The organism is Candidatus Pelagibacter ubique HTCC1062, assembly GCF_000012345.1.
Taxonomy (GTDB): Bacteria; Pseudomonadota; Alphaproteobacteria; order Pelagibacterales; family Pelagibacteraceae; genus Pelagibacter; species Pelagibacter ubiqueversans.
Genome location: NC_007205.1, coordinates 342,933 through 361,553, shown reverse-complemented (window position 1 = coordinate 361,553; position 18,621 = coordinate 342,933). Strand labels below are relative to the sequence as shown.

The 18,621-nt window shown below is 29.6% G+C and carries 19 protein-coding genes; 12 read left to right on the top strand and 7 right to left on the bottom strand.

What is annotated here, in order from left to right:
- Positions 1-18: 18 nt before the first annotated feature.
- The 6 genes from SAR11_RS01855 (at position 19) to SAR11_RS01830 (ending at position 6,220) form a co-directional block, all read left to right on the top strand.
- Positions 19-654 carry a nucleotide exchange factor GrpE gene (locus tag SAR11_RS01855; RefSeq protein ID WP_011281658.1) on the top strand — a complete coding sequence of 212 codons (636 nt, stop codon included), beginning with the start codon at positions 19-21 and terminating at the stop codon, positions 652-654.
- A 62-nt stretch (positions 655-716) separates the two neighbouring features.
- Entirely contained in the window at positions 717-2,660 is a 1,944-nt protein-coding gene (gene dnaK, locus SAR11_RS01850; protein ID WP_006997539.1) for a molecular chaperone DnaK, read from the top strand.
- Between the two features lie 32 nt (positions 2,661-2,692).
- The gene (gene dnaJ / locus SAR11_RS01845) at positions 2,693-3,823 is read left to right on the top strand and encodes a molecular chaperone DnaJ (protein WP_011281657.1); all 1,131 of its coding nucleotides are present in this window, start codon (positions 2,693-2,695) and stop codon (positions 3,821-3,823) included.
- A 36-nt stretch (positions 3,824-3,859) separates the two neighbouring features.
- The gene (dapB, locus tag SAR11_RS01840) at positions 3,860-4,636 is read left to right on the top strand and encodes a 4-hydroxy-tetrahydrodipicolinate reductase (RefSeq protein WP_011281656.1); all 777 of its coding nucleotides are present in this window, start codon (positions 3,860-3,862) and stop codon (positions 4,634-4,636) included.
- On the top strand, positions 4,636-5,289 hold the full coding sequence (gene nth, locus SAR11_RS01835) for an endonuclease III (protein WP_011281655.1): 654 nt from the start codon (positions 4,636-4,638) through the stop codon (positions 5,287-5,289). Before dapB ends, nth begins: the two co-directional genes overlap by 1 nt.
- Before the next feature lies 1 nt (position 5,290).
- On the top strand, positions 5,291-6,220 hold the full coding sequence (locus SAR11_RS01830; RefSeq protein WP_011281654.1) for an adenosine kinase: 930 nt from the start codon (positions 5,291-5,293) through the stop codon (positions 6,218-6,220).
- Between the two features lie 5 nt (positions 6,221-6,225).
- Here SAR11_RS01830 and SAR11_RS01825 read toward each other — a convergent pair whose 3' ends face one another.
- Positions 6,226-6,807, bottom strand: a complete 582-nt coding sequence (locus SAR11_RS01825) for a helix-turn-helix domain-containing protein (protein WP_011281653.1) — start codon at positions 6,805-6,807, stop codon at positions 6,226-6,228.
- Positions 6,808-6,839: 32 nt separating this feature from the next.
- Here SAR11_RS01825 and SAR11_RS01820 point away from each other — a divergent pair, with 32 nt between their 5' ends.
- A complete protein-coding gene (locus SAR11_RS01820; RefSeq protein WP_230454314.1) occupies positions 6,840-7,316 on the top strand; it encodes a L,D-transpeptidase family protein in 477 nt (158 codons plus the stop codon).
- On the opposite strand, the gene SAR11_RS01815 is transcribed toward SAR11_RS01820, so the two are convergent.
- Positions 7,313-7,963 (bottom strand): YggS family pyridoxal phosphate-dependent enzyme, encoded by a 651-nt coding sequence (locus SAR11_RS01815; protein WP_006997546.1) that lies wholly within the window; start codon positions 7,961-7,963, stop codon positions 7,313-7,315. The two genes, SAR11_RS01820 and SAR11_RS01815, sit on opposite strands and share 4 nt — an antisense overlap.
- Between SAR11_RS01815 and SAR11_RS01810 the strand changes: the two genes are divergently transcribed.
- On the top strand, positions 7,958-8,500 hold the full coding sequence (locus SAR11_RS01810) for a thiamine phosphate synthase (RefSeq protein ID WP_011281652.1): 543 nt from the start codon (positions 7,958-7,960) through the stop codon (positions 8,498-8,500). The genes SAR11_RS01815 and SAR11_RS01810 overlap by 6 nt on opposite strands.
- Positions 8,501-8,536: 36 nt before the next feature.
- On the opposite strand, the gene SAR11_RS01805 is transcribed toward SAR11_RS01810, so the two are convergent.
- Entirely contained in the window at positions 8,537-9,526 is a 990-nt protein-coding gene (locus SAR11_RS01805; protein ID WP_011281651.1) for a porin, read from the bottom strand.
- A gap of 209 nt (positions 9,527-9,735) precedes the next feature.
- Between SAR11_RS01805 and SAR11_RS01800 the strand changes: the two genes are divergently transcribed.
- Genes SAR11_RS01800 through holA form a run of 4 tightly spaced genes read left to right on the top strand, consistent with a single transcriptional unit; the run spans position 9,736 to position 14,318 of the window.
- The gene (locus tag SAR11_RS01800; protein WP_011281650.1) at positions 9,736-10,293 is read left to right on the top strand and encodes a DUF3576 domain-containing protein; all 558 of its coding nucleotides are present in this window, start codon (positions 9,736-9,738) and stop codon (positions 10,291-10,293) included.
- 30 nt (positions 10,294-10,323) lie between these two features.
- The gene (gene leuS / locus SAR11_RS01795) at positions 10,324-12,858 is read left to right on the top strand and encodes a leucine--tRNA ligase (RefSeq protein WP_011281649.1); all 2,535 of its coding nucleotides are present in this window, start codon (positions 10,324-10,326) and stop codon (positions 12,856-12,858) included.
- Positions 12,859-12,861: 3 nt separating this feature from the next.
- On the top strand, positions 12,862-13,326 hold the full coding sequence (locus tag SAR11_RS01790) for a hypothetical protein (protein WP_011281648.1): 465 nt from the start codon (positions 12,862-12,864) through the stop codon (positions 13,324-13,326).
- Complete coding sequence (gene holA, locus SAR11_RS01785; protein WP_011281647.1) at positions 13,323-14,318, top strand: DNA polymerase III subunit delta; 996 nt, start codon at positions 13,323-13,325, stop codon at positions 14,316-14,318. Before SAR11_RS01790 ends, holA begins: the two co-directional genes overlap by 4 nt.
- Here holA and SAR11_RS01780 read toward each other — a convergent pair.
- From SAR11_RS01780 to mnmG, 4 genes are read right to left on the bottom strand one after another with little or no spacing between them, the layout of a single operon-like run.
- Positions 14,308-15,156 (bottom strand): ParB/RepB/Spo0J family partition protein, encoded by an 849-nt coding sequence (locus tag SAR11_RS01780; protein WP_011281646.1) that lies wholly within the window; start codon positions 15,154-15,156, stop codon positions 14,308-14,310. The genes holA and SAR11_RS01780 overlap by 11 nt on opposite strands.
- Positions 15,156-15,950 (bottom strand): ParA family protein, encoded by a 795-nt coding sequence (locus SAR11_RS01775; protein WP_011281645.1) that lies wholly within the window; start codon positions 15,948-15,950, stop codon positions 15,156-15,158. Before SAR11_RS01775 ends, SAR11_RS01780 begins: the two co-directional genes overlap by 1 nt.
- 8 nt (positions 15,951-15,958) lie before the next feature.
- Positions 15,959-16,600 (bottom strand): 16S rRNA (guanine(527)-N(7))-methyltransferase RsmG, encoded by a 642-nt coding sequence (locus SAR11_RS01770; RefSeq protein ID WP_011281644.1) that lies wholly within the window; start codon positions 16,598-16,600, stop codon positions 15,959-15,961.
- Complete coding sequence (gene mnmG, locus SAR11_RS01765) at positions 16,600-18,471, bottom strand: tRNA uridine-5-carboxymethylaminomethyl(34) synthesis enzyme MnmG (RefSeq protein ID WP_011281643.1); 1,872 nt, start codon at positions 18,469-18,471, stop codon at positions 16,600-16,602. The genes SAR11_RS01770 and mnmG overlap by 1 nt, the downstream gene beginning before the upstream one ends.
- Positions 18,472-18,621: the final 150 nt, after the last annotated feature.

The window sequence follows — 18,621 nt, the reverse complement described above, 5'->3', positions numbered from 1 at the left end:
CATACCATATAAGTTGTCATGGAAAAAGATCAAAACATTAATTCTGAAAACCAAAATGAAGAAATTAAAGAGAATAAAGCTGAGGAGCAAAACCAAGTAGAACAAGAAATTTCAGCTGATAAAACAGAAGAGGCAAAAGAGATTACACCTGAAGAAAAAATTAAGGAGTTAGAAGATAAGCTTACTAGAACTTTTGCTGAAATGGAAAATCAAAGAAGAAGATTTGAAAAAGAAAAAGATGATGCTTTTGATTATGGTGGATTTTCTTTTGCAAAAGAAGCTTTAAATTTAATTGATAATCTTGAAAGGTCAAAACAAATTTTAGAAAGTGATGAAGTACTAAAAGATACTGAAGCTTTAAAAAAAACTTTAGAGCATTTTGAAATTATTAGTAAAGATATGGTGTCAATTTTTTCAAAAAATGGAATTACACCTGTTGTTTCTATTGGTAAAAAATTGGATCCCAATCAACACCAAGCTATGATGGAAATTGATGACGATCAAAAAGAACCTGGAACAATAGTTCAAGAAATTCAAAAAGGTTTTATGATGAAAGATAGACTTTTAAGACCAGCATTAGTCGGAGTTTCAAAAAAAACCAAAACTCCAGATGATCAAAAAAGTGAGGAAAATAAAGAAAATTCAGACAATTAATTATAATTGTAAGAACTTGTAGATTGAAAATTAACACTTATATGAAGGAAAGGAATTAAATTATGAGCAAAATTATAGGAATAGATTTAGGAACAACAAATTCATGCGTGTCTATCATGGAAGGTAGTCAGCCAAAAGTTTTAGAAAATGCTGAGGGTGCAAGAACAACTCCTTCGGTTGTAGCTTTTACTGAGGATGGGGAAAAACTTGTAGGTCAACCTGCAAAAAGACAAGCTGTAACTAACCCTGAAAATACTATTTTTGCTGTAAAAAGATTAATTGGAAGAAGTTTTGAAGACCCTACTGTAAAAAAAGATATTGCAGCTGCACCTTTTAAAATTGTGAATTCAGAAAAAGGAGATGCTTGGATTGAAGCTAAAGGGGAAAAATATTCACCTTCTCAAATTTCAGCTTTTATTCTTCAAAAGATGAAAGAAACAGCTGAAAAATATTTAGGCCAAGAAGTAACTAAAGCTGTAATTACAGTTCCTGCATATTTTAATGATGCTCAAAGACAGGCAACAAAAGACGCTGGTAAAATTGCTGGTCTTGAAGTTTTAAGAATTATTAATGAACCAACAGCTGCTTCTCTTGCTTACGGTTTAGATAAAAAGCAAAATAAAAAAATAGCTGTTTATGACTTAGGTGGTGGAACTTTTGATGTCTCTATCCTTGAGTTGGGTGATGGTGTATTTGAGGTTAAATCTACAAATGGAGATACATTTTTAGGTGGTGAAGACTTTGATAATACAATCGTTGATTATTTAATTGGTGAATTTAAAAAAGATTCTGGAATTGATTTAAGATCAGATAAATTGGCTCTTCAAAGATTAAAAGAAGCTGCTGAAAAAGCAAAAATTGAATTATCTTCTGCAGAGCAAACAGATGTTAATTTACCCTTTATAACAGCTGATAAAACTGGTCCAAAACATATCAATCTAAAAATGACTAGAGCAAAATTAGAAGCTTTGGTTGAAGATTTAATCTCAAGAACATTACCACCATGTAAAACTGCTCTTAAAGATGCAGGGCTTACTGCAAGTGAAATTGATGAAATTGTAATGGTTGGTGGAATGACAAGAATGCCTAAAGTTCTATCTGAAGTTAAAAACTTTTTTGGTAAAGAACCTAATAAAAGTGTAAACCCTGATGAAGTTGTAGCAATGGGTGCTGCAATCCAAGCTGGTGTTCTTCAAGGAGACGTTAAAGATGTCCTTCTTTTAGATGTAACACCTTTATCGCTTGGAATTGAAACATTAGGTGGGGTTTCAACAAAATTAATTGAAAAAAATACAACAATACCAACAAAAAAAAGCCAAGTATTTTCAACAGCTGATGACAATCAACCTGCCGTATCGATAAGAGTGCTTCAAGGTGAAAGAGAGATGGCATCTGACAATAAAATGTTAGGAAACTTTGAACTAGTTGGAATTGCGCCTGCTCCAAGAGGAGTGCCTCAAATAGAAGTAACTTTTGATATTGATGCAAATGGAATTGTGAGTGTTTCTGCTAAAGATAAAGGAACGGGAAAAGAACAAAAAATTCAAATCCAGGCCTCTGGTGGCTTAAGTGATGAAGAGATTGAAAAAATGGTAAAAGATGCTGAAGCAAATAAAGAAGAGGACAAAAAGAAAAGAGAATCTGTTGATGTTAGAAATCAAGCAGACACTCTTTTACACTCTACTGAAAAAAATCTAAAAGAGCATGGTGCCAAAGTTTCTGATGCTGATAAAAAAGCAATTGAAGATGCCTCAACTGACTTGAAAGAAGCTATTAAAGGAACTGATACCGAAGAAATTAAAAAGAAAACTGAAACTTTAGTTCAAGCCTCTATGAAGTTAGGTGAAGCAATTTATAAATCTCAAGAGAAAAAAGAAGGCTCACCAAAAGAAGGTGATAAAAATGATGAAGGAAAAAAAGACGATAATGTAGTTGATGCTGACTTTGAAGAAGTTAAAGAAGAAAGCAAAGAAGGCAAAGAAGAAGATAAAGAAAAAAGCGCCTAAGACTTACAGCAACTATCATCTTAAAGTAACTTATGGCTAAAAGAGATTTTTATGACGTCTTAGGGGTTAGCAAAAGTGCAAGCCCTGAAGAATTAAAATCTGCTTACCGTAAATTAGCTGTAAAATATCACCCAGACAAAAACCCAGGTGATAAAGCCTCAGAAGATAAATTTAAAGAAGCTGGTGAAGCTTACGGCGTCCTTTCAGATAAAGAAAAGAAACAAAACTACGATAACTTTGGCCACGCTGCTTTTGAGGGTGGTGGAGGCAGACAAGGAGGAGGCTTTGGTGGTGGTTTTGGCGGAGCAGATTTTTCAGATATTTTTGAAGATTTTTTTGGAGATTTTGGTGGTGGACAATCAAGAGGAAGACGAAAAACCAACAATAGAGGCTCTGATCTTCGATATGATTTATCTATTACTCTTGAAGAAGCTTATGAGGGTAAAAAACAAGATATAAAATTCTCAACTACAGAAAAATGTAATACTTGTAATGGTAATGGCTCTAAACCTGGTCATTCTCCAGACAGATGTACAGTTTGTGGTGGAAATGGAAAAGTAAGATCTAACCAAGGTTTTTTTACTGTTCAACAAACTTGTCCTCAATGTGCAGGCTCTGGTGAAGAAATAACAAATCCATGTACAGATTGTAATGGTCAAGGTAACAAACAAGCCTCCAAAAAAATATCAGTTACAATACCTAAAGGTGTCGATGATGGAACTAGGATTAGATTAGCTGGCAAAGGTGAAGCGGGATCCAAAGGTGGGGCAAATGGAGATCTTTATCTATTTGTAAATGTTCATTCACACGATTTATTTAAAAGATCTGATGAAAACTTATTCTTTGAATTTCCTATATCCATTGCTGATGCAGCTTTAGGAACCACAATAGAGATACCAACAATTGATGGCGGAAAAGCTAAAATTAAAATACCTGATGGAACTCAAAATGGAAAACAATTTAGGCTAAAAGGCAAAGGTATGCCTTATATGAGAGGTAGTGGAAATGGAGACCTTTATGTCCAAGTAAATACTGAAGTTCCTATTTCTTTAAATAAAGAGCAAAAAGCTTTACTTGAAAAATTTAGAGAAATTGAAAATGAAAAGTCTAATCCAAGTATCAAACAATTCTTTCAAAAAGCAAAAAGTTTTTGGAAAAACTAAAGACTAATTTACTAAAAAAGGTTAATATTTTCTTAGATGAAAAAAATTAATTTAGCTATTTCTGGCTGTCTAGGGAGAATGGGTCAACAGCTTATTAAATCCTCAAAAAATAATAAAAACTTTAAACTAACTGCTCTAACAGAAAATAAAGCTATCAGTAAAAAAATTGCTGGTATCAAGCTTGATGTAAACACCGAACAAACTTTTAAAAAAACTGATGTAATAATAGATTTTACAGTCCCAAACTGTACTTTAGATATTTTAAAAATTGCCTCAAAATTAAAAAAAAGAGTAGTAATTGGAACAACAGGATTTAATCAAAAAGAAGAGGCCTTGATTAAAAAATTTTCTAAAACCATTCCAATTTTAAAAGCTGGGAATATGAGCCTTGGCGTTAATTTATTAATGTATTTAACAGAAATTACCTCAAAATCACTAAATGAAGAATATTTAAGCAAGGTTTTTGAAGTTCATCACAAACACAAGAAAGATTACCCATCAGGAACAGCCTTAATGCTAGGAAAAGGAATTGCAGATGGAAAAAATAAAAACCTTTATAACTTAATGGGTAAAAAATTTTTAAATAAAAAATCTTTTCCTTATGGAAAAAAAATTAATTTTAATTCAATTAGAAAAGGTGAAATTATTGGTGAACATGAAGTTACATTTTCCAGTGGAAAAGAAATAATAAAATTAAATCATGAGGCTTTTGATAGAGCACTTTATTCAGATGGAGCTTTAACTGCTGCAAAATGGTTGATTAATAAAAAACCAGGACTTTATTCGATGAGAGATTTATTGAACTTTAGATAATGGATGAAAAAGATAAAGCAAAAACAATACTAAAAATTTTAAATAAACTTTATCCAACAACCCCTATCCCGCTAGATCATATTAATAACTTTACTCTCTTAATGTCAGTTCTTTTATCGGCACAATGTACTGATCTAAATGTTAATAATGTAACTAAAAATATATATCCAAAATATAATAAACCTGAGCATTTTGTAAAATTAGGCAAAAAACGAATAGAAAAATTGATTAAAAGTATTGGTCTCTTTCGAGTTAAGGCTAAAAGTATTTATTTGATGTCTAAACAGCTTCTTGAAAAGCATGGAGGCAAAGTACCCAAAAGCTTTGAAGAGCTCGAAAAACTGCCTGGTGTAGGCCATAAAACTGCAAGTGTGGTTATGTCTCAAGGTTTTGGAGTTCCAGCTTTTGCAGTTGATACCCACATCCATAGATTAGCTCAAAGATGGGGTTTAACAAATGGCAAAAATGTAATTCAAACTGAAAAAGATTTAAAAAGAATATTCCCAGAAAAAACATGGAGCAAATTGCATTTACAAATAATTTATTATGGAAGAGAATTTTGTAAGGCAAGGGAATGTTATGGTTTGACTTGTAAAATTTGCACGACTTGTTATCCTAATCGAAAAAATCCAGTTAAAATAAAAAAAGCTTAATATGAAAATACTAGGAATTGGTAATGCCATTGTTGACGTCATTTGTAAAGTTGATGACCAATACTTAATAAATAATCAATTAATAAAAAGTACAATGAAACTGGTTGACGAAATAGAATTTAAAAAACTTTTATCAAGTCTTAAGATAGAACAAACTATCTCTGGTGGGTCGGTTGCAAATTCTATTGTTGGACTATCACAATTAGGAAATGATGTTGGGTTTATAGGTAAAGTTAACGATGATAATTTGGGACAAAAATACGAAGAAGGTCTAACTAAAGAAAAAGTTCAATATTTTTATAATAAAAAAAAAGAAATCTCACCAACGGGTACTTGTTTAATCTTAATCACACCAGATGCAGAAAGAACTATGGTTACATTTTTAGGTATTGCTGGAAAAATTAGCCCCAGTGATATTAATGAAAAAGCTATACAAGAAAGTAAAATGATATTTTTAGAAGGATATTTGTGGGATGAGGGAGAACCCAAGTCAGCTTTTGATAAGGCAATGTCAATGTCTAACACTAAAGCAATGTCCTTATCAGATCAATTTTGTGTGGATAGACATAAAAGTGATTTTTTAGATTTAGTTAAAAATAAACTTGATATTACCTTTGCTAACGAACAAGAAATTAGATCATTAATTAATGCTAAAAACTTTGAAGAGGTTATTGAATTTGGAAAACAACTGGGGAAACTTTTAATTATCACACGTGGTGAAAAAGGAAGCATTGCTGTTAAGAATCAAGAAATTACAGAATGTAAAAGTAAACCAAATTTAAAAATTGTAGACTTAACAGGTGCTGGAGATCTATTTGCGGCTGGTTTTCTTCATGGGTTAATCAATAATAGTTCTACTAGAGAATGTCTCGAAAAAGGGACTGCAATGTCTTCAAAGATAATTCAAAAAATTGGTGCCAGACTAGATTAGCTATTTTAGTCAATAAAATAGCCATTTTTATGGCTTAGTATAAATTTTTCATCTTTGAATAAATCACTTATTTTTTTTCGAAGTCTATAAATATGTGTTTCTACCGTGTGGGTTTCCATATTTGCCGAGTAACACCATATATTTTTTTGTAAGTCTTCAACATTGTGTTTAATTTTTTTATTATTTAAATACAAAATAATTTCAATTTCTTTTTCTGTTAACTTTAATTTTAAATTATCTTTAGAAAAGAATTTAGAATTTAAATTTAACTCATAGCCCTTAATTATAATCTTAGACTGTTGGTTAAATTTTAATTTGATTAATTTAATATTGATTAATTCTATTAATTTTTTAAATGATAAGGGCAGATCATTAAAATGTAAAAAATTTTTATCAGTTATATTAATATTTCGTAGTAATTTATGACCTGTTTTTGAAATTATTAAATAATCTAATCTATTTAGATCAAATTTCTTTTGAAAATCTTCTTCATTCTCAATTTTTATAATCGTAAAAGATAAATTTTCTTTTATCTCGTCTAAAATTTCATATAGTGAATTAAAGTTTAAAATAAAAACATTTTGCATAATTATATTTAATATTACTTATGATAATTCATGTGCCAAATAAAAACACTCTTATAATTGACGAATTTAAATTGAAATGCTCTGTTGGAAAAAGTGGCTTAAATTCTAATAAAAAAGAGGGAGATCATTCAACCCCAAAAGGGTTATTTAATTTAAGAAAATTATATTTTAGAAAAGATCGTGTTGGTATCCCAAAATGCAAAATCAATAAAAAGATCATTGAACAAGATATGGCTTGGTGTGATGACCCAAAACACAAAAAATATAATGAAGAAATTACAACAAACAATAAAAATTTTAGAGAAAACCTTCATAGAAAAGATCATAAATATGATTATATAATTTCAATTAGTCACAATGAAAAAAAAACTCCAGGTAAAGGGAGCGCAGTATTTATTCATTTAACAGATGATTATAAACCAACAGCGGGATGTGTTACTCTAAAAAAAAAAGATTTTGAAATTTTACTAAAATTAATAGATAAAAAAACTAAAATTAAAATTGGTTAAGTTCTACTACCAAATATTTTTGAGCCAACTCTAACATATGTTGCATTATATCTAATAGCCTCCAAGTAATCTCCCGACATGCCCATACTTAGCTCTTTAAAGTCTAATTCTTGGTTTATTTCATTCATCTCAGAAAAATATTTTTTGGTATTGTCATCATTTGGTGGAATACACATCGTACCAATGATATCTAAATTTAAATTTTTGCAAAATTTATAAAAATCACTCAGTCTTTCTTTATTTATTCCAGATTTTTGATTTTCGTTACCAATATTGACTTGAATAAATATCTTAGGTTTTTTTCCTTGTTTAGTTTGTTCATCAGCAATTTTATTAGCTAATTTTTCACTATCCAATGCATGAATATAATCAAATATTCTTAAAGCTACTTTTACTTTATTGGTTTGAAGTCTTCCAATTAAATGAAGCTGAATACTCGGATTTTGATTTTTTATGTGAACCCACTTATCAAGGGCTTCTTGAACTTTATTTTCTCCAAAATGAAGATGGCCATACTCAATTAATGGTAAAATATTTTCTATTGGAAAAGTCTTTGATACTGCAATAATTTTAGGCAATTTAACATGATTTACTTTAGATTTAACGAGGTCTTCTATATAAATTAAATTTTTAACTGTATTATGCATAATAAAATTCTAAAAAAATATTACTTCATAAATAAATTTAATCAAAGTCATATAGATAAACAAGATCAAGAAACCACTATAATCTACAGGAATTATGACCAAGATATAGATGAAAAACTAATTTTAAGAATAAAAAGTTATTGTAAAAAGAGAGGTCACAAATTCTTACTATCAAACAACATAAAATTAGCCATAAAACTTAACTTGAATGGGGCGTACATTCCATCTTTTAATAACGACAAAAAACATCTCTCTTATTCTTTTAAAAAAAATTTTATTATTTTAGGTTCTGCTCACAATGTTTTTGAAATAAGAAATAAGGAATCACAAAATGTTAAAGCAATTTTTTTATCATCAATATTTAAAAAAAATAAAAACTTTTTAGGTATTAATAGATTTAAGTTTCTATCTCGTCTGAGTAAAAAACCATTTATAGCTCTTGGTGGTATTTCAAAGACTAGTTTGAAAAAATTAAATTTAGTTAACTGTATAGGCTTTGCTGGTATTTCTTTTTTTGAACAAAAAAAAGGCCCCTAAAAAGGGGCCCTTTTATTAATTTGTGTTCTAAATTAATTAGAATGCAAATGCTAAACTTATATCGTAACCTTTAACATCATTAACAGCTGTAGTTAAACCACCTCTGTTTTTCTCTTCAGCAAAACCTGCTGCTAAAGTCATTCCACCTTGAGTGTATGATACTGATAGGTTAGAGTTTTCTTGGTCAGTAGTTGAACTACCTGCATCGTAAGTAGACTCAGCGTAACCAACTGATAGACTATCTGATACAGCGTAAGTAACACCATATGCAGTCCATTCGTCAGTATCAGTTGCTGTAGTAGCATCTATTTCTGATTTTTGGTAACCAACAGTTACTGGACCATATGCATATTTAACATACATAGTGTCATTGTCAGTGTTGCTAGTTCCACCAGCAGCATTGTTTTCACCCATAGCATAACCAAGAGTTAAACCTTCGTAGCCAGTGTATTCAAGACCGTAGTCAACTGAACTTTCAACTTCACCAGTTCCAGATGGAACGTATGAAGCAGAAATTTTAAGACCTTCAACAGCAGTTGTGTTGTCGTATCTCATCATGTTGTTACTTCCAGCTGAACCGATAGCACCAAATAATGTAGAAGCAGTAGAAGTTACACCACCATTATCTACAGTGTTTGAAATGATATCCCAAGTTTCACCGTAAGCTGTTGGCATTACATCGTCAACACCACCTACAACTGAATCAAGACCATGACCACCAAAAGCAAAAGTTCCAGCATCACCCATATTAATAGTCACACTTCTGTTATCAAATGTAGAAGTTCCAACGTTTTCGTTGTTATCTACTTGCATAGATAAAGTTACATTCCAACCATTATCTAATTCTCCACTACCTGAAAAAGTTACTTCATCATTCATGTAGAAACCGTTTGCAGAAGTACCTTTATCAGCACCACCGAAACCAATACTAGCTGAACCAGATGCAGTTAATTCAGATGCGTGCACTGAAGTTACGGCTAGACAACCAGCTAAAGCTGTTAGTCCTATTTTTTTTAAGTTATTCATATTTTTTCCTTATTGTTATTGTTTATTGTTTAATATTAAACACGGTATCTATATAGAAATCTGGGTTTTAGTTGTTTATAAAGTCCATATATTTATTAAATTTTTAATATGTGTTGCATATATACATCACATTGTATGTCTATTTTCCTATATTTTTAATGTTTTCTTAAGTAAAGTGTGTAAATTCTCAAAATAACAATAAATTTTTCATGAATATAGCAAAAAACCTAAAATTCTTATTTTTAATATTTCTTTCTGCAATTTTTTTAAATTCTTGTGGTGGTAAATTACCCGGTGCTGACGCAAGAAAATATCCTCCTAACCCCGAAGCACGTGTTAAAAAAAATATTGAGGAAGGTAGAGGTTTTAGACTTTCAGATGTTGGGAAAAATAAAGGTGGAACATTTGAGTTTGCAAGTTCGAATGAATTATGGAGAGCTTCCTTAGACACAATTGATTTTATGCCATTAGCTTCTGTAAATTATAGTGGAGGCATTATAATCACAGATTGGTATTCATCAAATGTTGACAATGAAAGTATTAAAATCTCAATAAGGTTTTTAACTAATGAAGTAAGGTCTGATGCTTTAGATATAAAAGTTTTTAATAGAGAGTGTAATGTGCAATTTAATTGTGTGATAACTGAAAAGTCTGGGAATTTAGTTTCTGAATTGACAAATAAAATTTTAAAAACCGCAGCTGTTTACGAAAAACAAATGAAAGATAAAAACTTCAAACCATATATCACTTCTGACCCCAAAGATTAATAAATAATAATAAAATTAATAATTAATTTTATGGATAGATATAATTTTAAAACTGTAGAAGAAAAATGGCAAAAATTTTGGCATAAGAATAAAGTTTTTTCATCAAAATTAGATAAAACCAAAAAAAAATTTTATTGCCTAGAAATGTTTCCATATCCATCTGGTAAAATCCATATGGGACATGTTAGAAATTATACAATTGGTGATGTGCTAGCACGTTATAAAACATTGCAGGGCTACAATGTTCTTCATCCAATGGGCTGGGACTCGTTTGGTATGCCTGCAGAAAATGCTGCAAGACAAAATAATTTAGATCCTAAAACCTGGACTGAATCAAACATTAAGACTATGAGATCCCAACTTAAAAAGCTTGGGTTATCGATTGACTGGGACAAAGAAATTTCAACTTGTTCTGAAGATTATTATAAACACCAACAAGAATTTTTTTTAGATCTGTACGACAAGGGATTAGTTTACAGAAAAGAAAATTATGTTAACTGGGACCCAGTTGATGAAACTGTTCTTGCCAATGAACAAGTGGTAGATGGGAAAGGTTGGAGGTCAGGAGCTACAGTTGAAAGAAAGAAGCTAAATCAATGGTTTTTTAATATCTCAAAATTTTCAGAAGACCTGTTGCAAGGATTAGATGCATTAGAAAATTGGCCCAATAAAGTAAAAGTGATGCAAAAGAACTGGATAGGTAAATCGTTTGGTTGTGAAGTTGAATTTAAAATTGAAAGTGAAAAGCCTATTGAGAGTATTAAGTGTTATACAACAAGGCCTGATACTTTATTTGGTTTTTCCTTTCTTGCTCTTTCAGTTGACCACCCTTTAGCAAAATATTACGAGGAAGATAAAGAATTTCAAAAATTTAGAGAAGAGTGCTCTAAAACAGGTACTACTGAAGAATCTATTGCTTCTGCAGAAAAGCTTGGTTTTAAAACTGACATGATTGCAGTTAACCCACTAGATAAAAATATGAAAGTTCCAGTTTATTTTGCAAACTTTGTATTAATGGATTATGGGTTAGGTGCTGTTTTTGGTTGTCCAGCACATGATCAACGAGATTTAGATTTTGCAAAAAAATATAATTTAAAAATTACACCTGTTGTTAAACCTGAAAAAGATAAAGACTTTAAAATAAATAATGAGGCTTATACGGGTGAAGGATATCTTTGTAATTCAGATTTTCTTGATGGTTTAAAAGTTCCAAGCCAATCTATTATTAAAACTATAGAATTTCTTGAAAAGAATAATCTAGGAACAAAAAAGACTAATTATCGATTAAAAGATTGGGGTATATCAAGGCAGAGGTACTGGGGCTGTCCTATTCCAATAGCCTATGATGAAAATGATCAGCCTATTAAAATTCCAAGAGATATGTTGCCTGTTAAACTTCCAGAAATTGAAAAATTAAGCAACACAGGAAATCCTTTGGACTCAGAAGATAACTGGAAATTCTTTATCTTAGATGGCAAAAAATATAGAAGAGAAACCGATACATTGGATACTTTTGTCGATTCTTCTTGGTATTTTTTAAGATTTTGTTCACCTCATAATCTAGATCGTGGATTTACTCAAGAAGAGGCTAACTACTGGATGCCAGTTGACCAGTATATTGGAGGTGTTGAACATGCTATTTTACATTTATTATACTCAAGGTTTTTTATGCAAGCACTATCTTATAAAAATGATGATTTTAAATTAAAAGAACCGTTCGATGGATTGTTTACACAAGGAATGGTTTGTCACGAAACTTACAAAGACCAAAATAATAAATGGTTAAGTCCTGATGAGGTAACTTCAGAAGATGGTAAAAAATTTTATAAAAAAGATAATCCTTCTGAAAAAATAATTGTTGGACCAACAGAGTCTATGTCAAAATCTAAAAAAAATACAATAGATCCAGAGAATATAATAAAAAATTATGGGGCAGATTCTGTTAGATTATTTATTTTATCAGACAGTCCTCCAGAAAAAGATGTGCAATGGTCAGATCAGGGAATGTTAGCATCATTTAAATTTGTTCAAAAACTATGGACATTAAATTCTAAAATTTTAGATAAAATAAAAAATAATGATCAAGGCAGTGAGGGTAACGATTTAGCTAAATTTACTAATCAACTAATTAATAAAATAACCCAAAACCTAGAAAAGTTTCATTATAATGTAATAGTTGCTAACTTTTATGAAATGTATAATTTTTTGATCAAAGAAATAGACAAGCCTATAAAAAAAGAGATTTTAATTGAAAACTATAAAAAAATTTTAATTGTAATGAATCCATTTATTCCACATTTTTCAAATGAATGTTTAAGTACCATTAATGAAAATCAAATAAGTTGGCCAGAAATTTCAAAGGAAGATTTGATAGAAGAAGATATTAACTTTGTTGTTCAGATTAATGGTAAAAAAAGAGCTATTTTAAAGATAAAAAGAGATGTGGTTGAAAAAGAAATTTTAGAGATCATAAAAACAAACCTAGAAATTGAAAAATTTTTAAAAGACAAAACAATAAAAAAATCAATATTTGTACCCAACAGGCTTATAAATATTATACTATAAAAAATGCTCCGAAAACAAATTATACTTCTTCTTTTATTACTACTATCATCATGTGGGTATGAAGCAATTTACTCCAAAAAGAATTCTGTAAATTATAGTTTTTCAGTAAGTGATTTAAGCTTTGTTGGAGATAGAATAGTTAATCTAAAGATCAAAGAAAAACTAAATAACTATGCTCAAGCTAAAAAAGATAAAGATTTTATACTAAGAATCTCTAGCACTTCAGAAAAAATAACTTTAGCAAAAAATACTGCTGGGGACAGCACATCCTTTAAAAATTTAGTTTCTATTAATGTAGAAGTTTTGATGAACAATAAATTTAAAAGTAATTTTATAATTTTGGAAAGTTTTAATTATAATAGCATTTCTAATAAATTTAATTTGAAAAAATATGAAGATGAAATTAAAAATAATTTAGCTGAGACAGCTGCAGATAAATTAATTTTTAAACTATCTAATATTCAATGATACTAAAGTCGTTTGAATTACCCAAAATAAAACTAAATAATTATAAATTTTATTTATTCTATGGTGATAACGAAGGTTTAAAAGAAGAGAATATTAAAAATTTATTTGAAAAAAATTATAAAGATAAAATTCATAGATATGAAGAAAAAGAGATACTAGATGATATTAATATTTTTTTTAATAATATTTTTAATAAATCTTTTTTTGATAATGAAAAACTCATAATTATTAATAGAGCTACAGATAAAATTAAAACAATCATAGAAGAGTTGATGGAGAAAAAACCTGAAGATATACAAATTATCTTAAATTCAAAAAATTTAGAAAAAAAATCCAGCTTAAGAAAACTCTTTGAAAAAGAAAAATCAATTGCATGTATCCCGTTTTATGAAGATAATAATCAAACTTTAAATTCAATTATTAGTCTTTTTTTTAGAAATAAAAAAATCCCAATATCTCAGCAATTAATTAATGTCTTAGTAGAAAGAAGCAGGGGTGATAGAAAAAATCTAAATAATGAATTAGAAAAAATTGAAAATTTTTCATTAAATAAAAAGAATTTGAACATTCAAGAAATAATTAAGTTAACTAACATTGCAGACAATTATAGTGCTTCTGAACTCGTGGACCACTCGCTTGCTAAAAATACCAGGAAAACAGTCACTATTTTAGGTGAAAATAACTATTCAGATGAAGATAATATCATAATAATTAGAACATTATTAGCTAAACTAAAAAGACTAGTCAAAATTCATGAATTAGTTGAAGAAAAAAACAATATTGAACAAGCAATTACTGCTTGTAAACCACCAATTTTTTGGAAAGACAAGCCTCTTGTTATTCAACAAATAAGATCTTGGAAAAAAGATGGGTTAGAGCAGTTAATTTATAAAACTAATGAAATTGAACTTTTAGTCAAAAAAAACTCAGTGCTTGCTAAAAATATATTGGCAGATTTTATAATTAATAATTCAAAAAAAACTAATAATTAGATTTAATAATTTCAATTATTTTATTCAACTGATCTAAATCTTTATATTCTAATAATAAAGATCCTGAATTATTTTTTTTATTTTTAATTAAAACATTAAGACCAATTTTTTCTCTAATTGAGTTCTCCAATACTTGTAGGTTAATATCCTTAGATGTTTTAAGAGAGTGTTTTTTAGTTTTAAATATTTTAACAAAATTTTCTGACTGTCTAACTGAGAGATTTTTTTCAATTATTTTATTTGCAACAAACTCTGCATTATCCAGACCTACTAAAATTTTTGCATGTCCTGCTGATAATTTTTGCGTTTGAATTAACTTTAAAACTGCTTGTGGAAGGTTAAGTAATCTCAAACAATTAGCAATATGGCTTCTACTTTTTCCAATAAATTGTGCTACTTTTTCTTGATCATATGAAAACTCTTCAATAAGACGCTGATAACCTTGTGCTTCTTCTATTACATTTAAATCATTTCTTTGAACATTCTCAATAATTGCAAATTCTAAAGATTTTAAATCATCTATGTTCGTTATAACCACTGGAACTTCGTGTAGCCCTGCTTTTTGTGCTGACAACCACCTTCTCTCACCTGCAATTATCTCATACTTTGAGTTATCTTCACTAGACCTTCTGACAATAATAGGCTGAATAATACCCCTCTCTTTTATTGAGTTAGTTAAATCTTGTAAACTTTCCGCATCAAATGTTTTTCTTGGCTGAAATTTATTTCTTACAAGATCAGATATCGAAACTTTATTGACATTTATTTCTACTTTAGTTTCACCTATTAAAGATGACAAACCTCTACCTAGGCCTTTTTTTATTTTATTTGCATCCATTATGCGGCGCTCCCTATTGTTTGTTCTTGATTAATAAATTCATCTGTAAAGTTAAAATATGATTTACTACCTGGACAAGATTTATCATACATTAAAACTGGCATGCCATGGGACGGTGCCTCAGACAGTCTAACATTTCTTGGGATCACTGTTAGATAAACTTTTTCATTAAAATAGTCTCTTGCTTCTTTTTCAACTTGTGTGGATAGCTTATTTCTTTTATCAAACATTGTTAAAAGTATGCCTCTAATTTTTAATTCAGGATTTAAATTAACTTTTATCCGTTCTATGGTTTTCATCAGCTGGGTTAAACCCTCTAAAGCAAAAAATTCAGTCTGTAGTGGAACTAGTAGTGAGTGAGAAGACACAAGAGCCATAACCGTAAGCAAGCTTAGTGATGGCGGACAGTCTATAAGCACATAATCATAGGTTGCTCTAGAATCATTTAAATAAGCGGTTAATTCGCGTTTTAAAATAAATGCTCTCATGCTATCATCAGCTGTCTCAACCTCAAGCCCAGATAAATCTACATTCGAAGTGATAATATCTAAATTTTTAAACTCAGTTTTTCTAATCACATCAGAAATGACTCTTGTTCCATTTAGCACCCCATAAATAGTATCTGTCGAGCCTTCTAAATTGGAAAGACCAAGACCTGTAGTAGCGTTTCCTTGTGGGTCAAGGTCTATTACTAAAACTTTTTTTTCGTGTTGGGCTAAACCTGCTGCAAGATTAATTACTGTTGTTGTTTTTCCAACCCCACCCTTTTGATTTATGATAGAAATAATTTGCATTTAGTTTTTTAATTTTTTTTTTTAATTTTTTTTATATTTAATAAAAATGAATCTTCGCTCGTAATACTTTTTTTTTTTTCAAAATCAAAATCCCAATTCATTAAAGTTTCTTCTAAAACTTTTTCTCCGTTTTTTCCCATAAAGACAATTAAATTTTTATAACTGTTAAAATTTTTATAAACTAAATCTAAAATTATTGGTAAAGGTTTAAAAGCTCTTGCCATTATTGTACCCGAGTCTAATTTTTCTGCTTCAAAAATATTTTCTTGCATAACTTCAGTATTTAATTTTAAATCTCTAGATACTTTTCTTAAAAAAGAGCTTTTATGGTGACTTTTTTCATATAAATGAACTTTGGCTAAATTTTTTTGATTTTTGATCATAATAGATATAATTATACCTGGCATACCTCCGCCTGAACCTATATCTGTTATAATATTGCTATTTAAATCAACAAATTCAATAATTTGTGCTGAATCAACTATATGACGCTCTCTAATTACCTCATTTTTAGCTGTTTCTTTACTTATTATATTAATTTTTTCATTTTCTTCCTGTAGCATAGATATAAATAGATCAAACTCAATTAATGTTTCACGTGGAACATTTTGATTTTTTAGTAGTGGATAATTTTTAAAAATTTCTTCCATTAAGCTATTAGCTTAATAGACTTTCTTTTTACATGTGACAACAAAATATATACTGCAGCTGGAGTTATTCCATCAATTCTCAGTGCTTGTCCCATAGTTTTTGGTTTTATTTGATTAAATTTGGCTTTTACCTCATTTGATAGTCCAGAAAGATCATCATAATTAACATTTTCAGGTATAACTAAATTTTCGTCTCTTTTAAATGCTAATATATCTGCTTTTTGTTTTTTAAGATAACCTCTGTAATGAGCATTTATTTCAATTTGCTCATCTATTTTTTTATCAAAATAAGGAATTTCAGGCCAAATTTCTCTTATTTTTTTCATATTAACACCTTTTTGGGTTAATATTTCATTAGATTTTCTTAGAATGCCATCTTTTGCAATTTTAATATTAAAGCTCTTAATTTTTGTTGGAGAAATTAACGATTCACCCATTATTTTGGATATTATTCCTAGTTTTTTTTCTTTATCCTTAAAAATGTCCTCTCTTTCTTTTGATATTAATCCTATTTCAATTCCCTTATTTGTTAACCTTTGGTCTGCATTATCTGCTCTCAAGCTTAGTCTATATTCTGCTCTTGAGGTAAACATTCTGTAAGGCTCCGCAACACCCTTTGTTACCAAATCATCTATCATAACTCCAATGTATGCATCTGATCTATCTAAAATAAATGGTTCTTGTTTCTTAAAAGATAACGCAGCATTAATTCCCGCTATTAAACCTTGAGCCGCAGCTTCTTCATATCCAGTTGTCCCATTTATCTGTCCAGCAAGGTATAAATTTTGAATTTTTTTAGTTTCAAGAGTTAAAAATAGTTCTCTAGGGTCGATATAGTCATATTCTATGGCATAGCCGGGTCTAATTATCTTTACATTTTCTAAACCACTGATATTGTTACATATTTCTTGTTGAACATCCTCAGGTAGTGAAGTAGATATTCCATTTGGGTATATTGTGTGGTCATTTAGCCCCTCAGGCTCTAAATATATCTGGTGACGGTCCTTATCTGCAAACTTTACTATCTTATCCTCTATTGAAGGACAGTATCTTGGGCCAACCCCCTGTATACTACCTGAATACATCGCACTTCTTTTTAAATTTTTTTGGATTATCTTATGAACTTTTTCATTCGTATAAGTCATCCGACATGAAATTTGTTTGTTTAAATTTTTTTTTGTTAAGAAAGAAAAAAAGTAAGGATCTTCATCTGCAAACTGTTCTTCTAAATTATCATACTTAATTGTTCTAGCATCAAGCCTTGGTGGTGTTCCTGTCTTAAGTCTTCCTATTTTGAAATCATATTTTTCAAGTTGTTCACTTAATCCTGTTGAAGGCTTCTCATTAAATCTTCCAGCCGGTGTTCTTTCATCACCAATATGAATCAAGCCATTCAAAAATGTGCCCGTTGTTAAGATTAGCTTACCACATAAAATTTTTTTACCTGAATTTGTTTCAAAACCACTTATAGTGTTTTTATTAAAAATAAATTTTATTACTGGATCAGAAAAAACGCTTAAATTACAATAGTTTAGTAATTTTTCTTGCATATATTTACGGTATAATGATCTGTCTGATTGCGTTCTAGGCCCCTGTACCGCTGGCCCTCTACTTCTATTTAATAATCTAAATTGTATACCTGATTTATCTGCAACATCTCCCATCACACCGTCTAAAGCATCTAACTCTCTAACAAGATGACCTTTGCCAAGACCACCTATCGCTGGGTTACAAGACATCTCTCCTATGGTCTCAATTTTGTGTGTAAAAAGGGCAGTGTTAATTCCAAGACGAGCAGACGCTGCAGCAGCTTCACAGCCAGCATGTCCTCCTCCAATAACTACTACCTCAAATGATAAATCATTTTTCATAAGTTAAATTTATAACTGATATAAATATTTACAAGCAGACAGTATTTTTTTAATAAATATTTCTTAAGTTAATTAAGGCTACTTTTTTATGATTAAAATTGAAGAATTAGTTATGGTTATCAACTAAAATAGAGAAAATAGGCTAAAAAA

Coding starts and splice junctions, on each gene's coding strand:
- SAR11_RS01855 (WP_011281658.1), top strand. CDS start 19: ATGGAAAAAGATCAAAACATTAATTCTGAAAACCAAAATGAAGAAATT.
- dnaK (WP_006997539.1), top strand. CDS start 717: ATGAGCAAAATTATAGGAATAGATTTAGGAACAACAAATTCATGCGTG.
- dnaJ (WP_011281657.1), top strand. CDS start 2,693: ATGGCTAAAAGAGATTTTTATGACGTCTTAGGGGTTAGCAAAAGTGCA.
- dapB (WP_011281656.1), top strand. CDS start 3,860: ATGAAAAAAATTAATTTAGCTATTTCTGGCTGTCTAGGGAGAATGGGT.
- nth (WP_011281655.1), top strand. CDS start 4,636: ATGGATGAAAAAGATAAAGCAAAAACAATACTAAAAATTTTAAATAAA.
- SAR11_RS01830 (WP_011281654.1), top strand. CDS start 5,291: ATGAAAATACTAGGAATTGGTAATGCCATTGTTGACGTCATTTGTAAA.
- SAR11_RS01825 (WP_011281653.1), bottom strand. CDS start 6,807: ATGCAAAATGTTTTTATTTTAAACTTTAATTCACTATATGAAATTTTA.
- SAR11_RS01810 (WP_011281652.1), top strand. CDS start 7,958: ATGCATAATAAAATTCTAAAAAAATATTACTTCATAAATAAATTTAAT.
- SAR11_RS01815 (WP_006997546.1), bottom strand. CDS start 7,963: ATGCATAATACAGTTAAAAATTTAATTTATATAGAAGACCTCGTTAAA.
- SAR11_RS01805 (WP_011281651.1), bottom strand. CDS start 9,526: ATGAATAACTTAAAAAAAATAGGACTAACAGCTTTAGCTGGTTGTCTA.
- SAR11_RS01800 (WP_011281650.1), top strand. CDS start 9,736: ATGAATATAGCAAAAAACCTAAAATTCTTATTTTTAATATTTCTTTCT.
- leuS (WP_011281649.1), top strand. CDS start 10,324: ATGGATAGATATAATTTTAAAACTGTAGAAGAAAAATGGCAAAAATTT.
- SAR11_RS01790 (WP_011281648.1), top strand. CDS start 12,862: ATGCTCCGAAAACAAATTATACTTCTTCTTTTATTACTACTATCATCA.
- holA (WP_011281647.1), top strand. CDS start 13,323: ATGATACTAAAGTCGTTTGAATTACCCAAAATAAAACTAAATAATTAT.
- SAR11_RS01780 (WP_011281646.1), bottom strand. CDS start 15,156: ATGGATGCAAATAAAATAAAAAAAGGCCTAGGTAGAGGTTTGTCATCT.
- SAR11_RS01775 (WP_011281645.1), bottom strand. CDS start 15,950: ATGCAAATTATTTCTATCATAAATCAAAAGGGTGGGGTTGGAAAAACA.
- SAR11_RS01770 (WP_011281644.1), bottom strand. CDS start 16,600: ATGGAAGAAATTTTTAAAAATTATCCACTACTAAAAAATCAAAATGTT.
- mnmG (WP_011281643.1), bottom strand. CDS start 18,471: ATGAAAAATGATTTATCATTTGAGGTAGTAGTTATTGGAGGAGGACAT.